Genomic DNA, 4,038 nt, shown 5'->3' with positions numbered 1-4,038 from the left:
CTGCGCCGCCTGGACAAGATCGACGGGGCCGTCATGGACAGCCGGGGCGTCCTGCCGGTGGCCGAGCTGGGCGGCATCTGCGCCGAGCCGACCGATCCGAGCCCCGGCATGGGCCACACCGAGCTGCTGACCAGCCTCGACGACGCGGTGGCCCAGGTGCTGCTGTCGCGGCCGATCGACCCGCTGCTCAGCGTGCAGATCCGGCACCTGGGCGGCGCGCTGGCCCACCCGGCGGAGGGCGGCGGCGCCTGCGGGCACCTGACCGAGCCGTACTTGCTGCACACGCTGGGCATCCCGGCCACCGCCGAGGTCGCGGCCGCCCTCGGTGCCCGGCAGAGCGAGATCGACGCCGCGCTCGCCCCGCACGTCAGCGGGCGCAGGCCGCACACCTTCCTCTCCCCCGGCGACAGTGCCGCCACCGCCTTCCCCGACGACGTCCTGGCCCGGCTCCGGGAGATCAAGCGCGCCCGCGACCCCCACGGTGTCTTCCGCAGCAACTACTCGGTCCTCGGCTAGGTTCTGGCCGCGGGGCACCGGACGCCGGGCGCGGCCCGCCCGCATGGCCTTACCGAACCTCCGCGCCACGGCCGGCCCGGCGGAGACGTGGTGTCCCGGCCGGCCGCCCGGCTTCCCGGCCCGCGTGCAGTGATGCGGCAAAGAAGGCCAAGTTTCTCCGCTCTCCGGCGAGGTCCCCAGGGGGCTGGGTAGGGACCGGGGCATGGCAGAGATCGGTTACACGATGATGTGTGAGCAGACGCCGGCCCGGCAGTTGGTGGACGACGTCGCCACGGCGGAGCGGATCGGCTTCGACTACGCGGTCATCTCCGACCACTACTTCCCGTGGCTGGAGGAGATGGGGCATTCGCCGTACGCCTGGTCGGTGCTGGGCGCGGCTGCGCACGCGACCGAGCGCCTGCCGTTGATGACCTACGTGACCTGCCCGATCATGCGCTACCACCCCGCGGTGGTGGCCCAGAAGGCCGCCACGATGGGCGCCCTGACCCAGGGCCGGTTCACCCTGGGGCTGGGCTCCGGGGAGAACCTCAACGAGCACGTGATCGGCCACGGCTGGCCGCCGGTCAACACCCGGCACGAGATGTTCCGCGAGGCGATCGAGATCATCAAGGAGCTGTTCGAGGGCGGCTACACGACCTATCGGGGCGAGTTCTTCGACGTCGACTCGGCCAAGCTGTTCGATCTGCCGGAGCGCCCGGTCCCCCTGGCGATCGCCGCCTCCGGCGGCGGGTCGACGGAGATCGCCGCCGAGTACGGCGACGGGCTGGTGGCGACCGATCCGGACGGCGGACTCGTCGAACGGTTCGCCGCCGCCGGCGGCCAGGGCAGGCCGGTCTACGGCCAGCTGCCCATCTCCTACGACCCCGATCCCACGGCGGCCCTGGAACGGGCGCACCGGCTGTGGCGCTGGGCCGCGGCGGGTTGGAAGGTCATGGCCGAGCTGCCCGCCCCGGTCAACTTCGCCGCCTACGCCGAGACCGTGCGCCCGGAGGACGTCGCGGAGACGGTGCCGTGCGGCCCCGACGTGGAGGCGGTCGTGGAGGCGGTGCGCAGATACACCGACGCCGGATTCACCCACGTCGCCCTGGTCCAGATCGGCCACGAGCACCAGCGGGAGTTCTTCGACTGGTCGGAGAAGGAACTCCTGCCCGCCCTCCGGCGCCTGCCGTGAATCACGCAGACCGATGAACGACGCATGCCCGCGTACGCGGAGAAGGAGCCATTGATGAGCGCGGATCAGGACACGGATGTCATCACCGTGCTGACGCACGACCACCGCGAGGTGGAACAGATGTTCGGCGAGCTGGAGCGGCTCGGTGCGAGCGACACCGGACGGCGCGGGGAGCTGACGGAGAAGGTCATCATCGAGCTGGTGCGCCACTCGGTCGCCGAGGAGGCCTACCTGTACCCGGCCGTGCGGGATCTGGTGCCCGGCGGCGCCGAGCTCGCGGACCGCGAGCTGGCCGAGCACGCCGAGGCCGAGCGGACCATGAAGGAGCTGGAGACGACCGATGTCGCCGACTCCCGTCACGCCGTCCTGCTGGAGCGGCTGATGAGAGAGATCCGCGCGCACGTGCAGGAGGAGGAGGGCGAGCTCTTCCCCATGCTGCGCGAGCACGCCCGCCCCTCACAGCTGGCCGAGCTGGGCCACAAGGTCGAGGCGGTGAAGAAGATCGCGCCCACCCGGCCGCACCCGGCCGCGCCGGACACCCCTCCGGCCAACAAGCTGCTGGCACCGCTCGCCGGCCTGGTCGACCGGGTCCGGGACGCGATCACCGGACGGGGCAAGGACTGATCCGCCGCGCGCGGCGGGGAGACCGGACGGCGGGAAGAGCCGGCGGCGGGAGAGCGGACGGCGGGAAGAGCCGGCGGTGGGAAGACCGGACGGCGGGAAGAGCCGACGGCGTTCTTCGGACCCCGGCTTCTCCGGCCGCAGGGGCCGCGGGCCGGCGGCCCCTGCGGAGCACGGCCGCCCGCGATCACCGCACGGCGGCCTGCTGGTGCGGGTAGACGTGCTCCAGTTCGTGGCCGGGCGGCAGGACGCAGCGGCGGTCGATCTCGGTGTGCGGGCACCGGGGCGCGTCGCTGCGGCGCGGCAGCGCCTCCTCCCCCTCCTCCCACCCGGATCCACCGTCGTCGGCGGGGTCGTGAGTCATGGGCGCGTGTCCTCCTGTGGCGTTCGGACGGTGACGCGCCGGCTCCCGGGCGGCCCGCGCTCACGGACGGTGCGTGGAACGCTCCAGCCCTGAGGGACGTGCCGGCAGTGGCGGCCGGGACCGGCTGACCGGTCAGCCGTCCGTGTGAGGCAGCAATCTATCCCCCGCTGGTTCCGGCTGCCCAGAACCAATGATTTGACGCTGTCCTACTTGATCGCTGTCAGAGATCGACGATCACGCACCGGATGCGGGGCAGACGGTCCCGGAAGAGGGCCGCAACCGCGTGATCCCGGGAACCGCGAGCGGCGATCACTCGTTCGCCGTTTCGGTTACGTCACCACAACAGGAGAGAGATATCCGTGGTCTTCAAACGGCTGCTGGGAGCCTTCGGCGTCGGAGGTCCCTCGGTGGACACCGTCCTGGCCGTGTCCCGCGTCTCGCCCGGCGGGTCCCTGAGCGGAGAGGTCCGGATCAAGGGAGGGGATTTCGAGGCGGAGATCGAGCACGTCACCCTCGGGCTGGTCGCGAGGATCGAGACCGAGCACAGCGAGGGTGAGCACAGCGGTCTCGGGGAGTTCTTCCGCGCCGAGGTCTCCGGCCCCTTCAAGCTGGGCGTCGGCGAGGAGCGCGCCATCCCGTTCCAGGTGCCGGTGCCCTGGGAGACGCCGCTCACCGAAGTCCAGGGCCGGCCGCTGAGCGGCATGGCCATGGGCGTGCGCACCGAGCTGGCGATCGCCAAGGCGGTCGACAAGGGCGACCTCGACCCCTTCTCCGTGGCGGCTCTGCCCTCCCAGGAGGCCGTGCTGGCGGCCTTCTCCGGGCTGGGCTTCCACTTCAGGAGCGCCGACCTGGAATCCGGCCGGCTGTACGGCGTGCAGCAGTCGCTGCCGTTCTACCAGGAGATCGAGTTCTACCCGCCGCCCCAGTACGCGGGGCTGGTCAACGAGGTCGAGCTGACCTTCGTGGCCGACGCCGGCCGGCTTGAGGTCATCCTGGAGGCGGACAAGCGCGGCGGGCACGGCTCCGGCCACGACTCCTTCGGGCGCTTCCAGGTGAGCCACGAGCAGGCCCTCCAGATGGACTGGGGCGCCGAGATCACCACGTGGCTGAACGGCCTGGCCGGACACCGCGGCGCCCCCTACGGGGGCTACCACGACGACCACCACGGCCACCACGGCCACCACGGCGGGCCCGGCATGGGCGCGGTCGTGGCGGCCGGAGCGGCGGGCATGGTGGGCGGGTTCGTGGCCGCCGAGGCGATCGACGAGATCGGCGACTTCTTCGAGGGTGACGTCTCACGTGCTCTCAGACGTTTGGTCTCGCGAGCCGGTTCCCGGGGCCGTTCCCCTGGCTGCCGCGCCGCTTC

At 72.0% G+C, this 4,038-nt stretch carries 4 protein-coding genes and 1 pseudogene; 4 read left to right on the top strand and 1 reads right to left on the bottom strand.

Annotated features, from left to right (window positions below; translation table 11 throughout):
- The 3 genes and pseudogenes from ACWDS7_RS47035 to ACWDS7_RS47025 form a co-directional block, all read left to right on the top strand.
- A pseudogene (locus ACWDS7_RS47035) lies at positions 1 to 516 on the top strand (FAD-linked oxidase); the annotation flags it as partial.
- A 202-nt stretch (positions 517 to 718) separates the two neighbouring features.
- Positions 719 to 1,687 carry a TIGR03557 family F420-dependent LLM class oxidoreductase gene (locus tag ACWDS7_RS47030; protein ID WP_451934606.1) on the top strand — a complete coding sequence of 323 codons (969 nt, stop codon included), beginning with the start codon at positions 719 to 721 and terminating at the stop codon, positions 1,685 to 1,687.
- A gap of 54 nt (positions 1,688 to 1,741) precedes the next feature.
- A complete protein-coding gene (locus ACWDS7_RS47025; protein ID WP_451934605.1) occupies positions 1,742 to 2,311 on the top strand; it encodes a hemerythrin domain-containing protein in 570 nt (189 codons plus the stop codon).
- A 184-nt stretch (positions 2,312 to 2,495) separates the two neighbouring features.
- Here ACWDS7_RS47025 and ACWDS7_RS47020 read toward each other — a convergent pair whose 3' ends face one another.
- Complete coding sequence (locus tag ACWDS7_RS47020; protein WP_451934604.1) at positions 2,496 to 2,672, bottom strand: hypothetical protein; 177 nt, start codon at positions 2,670 to 2,672, stop codon at positions 2,496 to 2,498.
- A gap of 359 nt (positions 2,673 to 3,031) precedes the next feature.
- Here ACWDS7_RS47020 and ACWDS7_RS47015 point away from each other — a divergent pair.
- Positions 3,032 to 4,038: sporulation protein (locus tag ACWDS7_RS47015; protein WP_451934603.1), on the top strand; the 1,007-nt coding region annotated here is incomplete at its 3' end.

The organism is Streptosporangium sp. NPDC003464 (genome assembly GCF_053588315.1).
The sequence above is the reverse complement of the archived record's forward strand: the minus strand, read 5'-3'. Positions and strand labels throughout refer to the sequence as shown.